Consider the following 2,000-nt stretch of genomic DNA (forward strand, 5'->3'; position numbering starts at 1 on the left):
TCGTTCTTTGAAAACTGGATAACAGAAGAAATAGAGCCAAAAATCACACCGGAGTTTCATGAAAGTGGAACTTTCGAGGCGTGACTTAGAAACAAACCACCTAATAGGTTAAGTTAGAAAGGGCGCACGGTGGATGCCTTGGCACTAGGAGCCGAAGAAGGACGCGACGAACAGCGAAATGCTCCGGGGAGCTGTAAGTAAGCTTTGATCCGGAGATATCCGAATGGGGGAACCCCCTATCCGTAATGGGATAGGATCTGCACCTGAATCCATAGGGTGTAAGAAGGCAGACCTGGGGAACTGAAACATCTTAGTACCCAGAGGAAGAGAAAGCAAATGCGATTTCCTGAGTAGCGGCGAGCGAAACGGAAACAGCCCAAACCAGGGTGCTTGCACCCTGGGGTTGTAGGACACTCCATTGGAGTTACAAAGAAACGAAGTAGGCGAAGCGGTCTGGAACGACCTGCGAGACAAGGTAAGAGCCTGTAGCCGAAACTTCGTTTCCTCCGGAGTGGATCCTGAGTACGGCGGGGCACGTGAAACCCCGTCGGAATCCGGGAGGACCATCTCCCAAGGCTAAATACTCCCTAGTGACCGATAGTGAACCAGTACCGTGAGGGAAAGGTGAAAAGCACCCCGGAAGGGGAGTGAAAGAGATCCTGAAACCGTGTGCTTACAAGTAGTCGGAGCCCGTTAATGGGTGACGGCGTGCCTTTTGTAGAATGAACCGGCGAGTTACGATCCCGTGCAAGGTTAAGCTGAAGAGGCGGAGCCGCAGCGAAAGCGAGTCTGAACAGGGCGCCATAGTACGTGGTCGTAGACCCGAAACCGTGTGATCTACCATGTCCAGGGTGAAGACAGGGTAACACCTGTTGGAGGCCCGAACCCACGCAAGTTGAAAATTGCGGGGATGAGGTGTGGGTAGCGGTGAAATGCCAATCGAACTCGGAGATAGCTGGTTCTCCCCGAAATAGCTTTAGGGCTAGCCTCGAGTTAGAGTCCTGGAGGTAGAGCACTGATTGGACTAGGGGTCCCTACAGGATTACCGAATTCAGTCAAACTCCGAATGCCAGAGACTTATTTCTCGGGAGTCAGACTGCGAGTGCTAAGATCCGTAGTCAAGAGGGAAACAGCCCAGATCACCAGCTAAGGTCCCCAAGTATACGTTAAGTGGAAAAGGATGTGGAGTTGCTTAGACAACTAGGATGTTGGCTTAGAAGCAGCCATCATTGAAAGAGTGCGTAATAGCTCACTAGTCGAGTGACTCTGCGCCGAAAATGTACCGGGGCTAAACGTATCACCGAAGCTGTGAATGAACACCATCAGGTGTTCGTGGTAGGGGAGCGTTCAAAGGCTGAGAAGCTGGATCGTGAGGACCAGTGGAGCGCTTTGAAGTGAGAATGCCGGTATGAGTAACGAAAAGAAGGGTGAGAATCCCTTCCGTCGAAAACCTAAGGTTTCCTGAGGAAGGTTCGTCCGCTCAGGGTTAGTCGGGTCCTAAGCCGAGGCTGAAAAGCGTAGGCGATGGGAAACAGGTTGAAATTCCTGTACCACCTCCTCACCATTTGAGTAATGGGGGGACGCAGAAAGGTAGGGTAAGCGCGCTGTTGGATATGCGCGTCCAAGCAGGTAGGCTGAGAAGCAGGTAAATCCGCTTCTTATAAGGCTGAGCTGTGATGGCGAGGGAAATCATAGTACCGAAGTTCCTGATCCTACACTGCCAAGAAAAGCCTCTAGCGAGGTGAGAGGTGCCCGTACCGCAAACCGACACAGGTAGGTGGGATGAGAATTCTAAGACGCTCGGGAGAACTCTCGTTAAGGAACTCGGCAAAATGACCCCGTAACTTCGGGAGAAGGGGTGCTCTCTAGGGTGTTAAAGCCCCGGAGAGCCGCAGTGAAAAGGCCCAAGCGACTGTTTATCAAAAACACAGGTCTCTGCGAAGCCGCAAGGCGAAGTATAGGGGCTGACACCTGCCCGGTGCTGGAAGGTTAAGAGGAGA

At 52.2% G+C, this 2,000-nt stretch carries 1 rRNA gene; it reads left to right on the forward strand.

Features of this window, described 5'->3' with window-relative positions:
- Window positions 1–106 precede the first annotated feature (106 nt).
- A 23S ribosomal RNA gene (locus JCM19033_RS21575) occupies window positions 107–2,000 on the forward strand; the annotation flags it as partial.

The sequence above is a fragment of the Thalassobacillus sp. C254 genome (assembly GCF_001310615.1).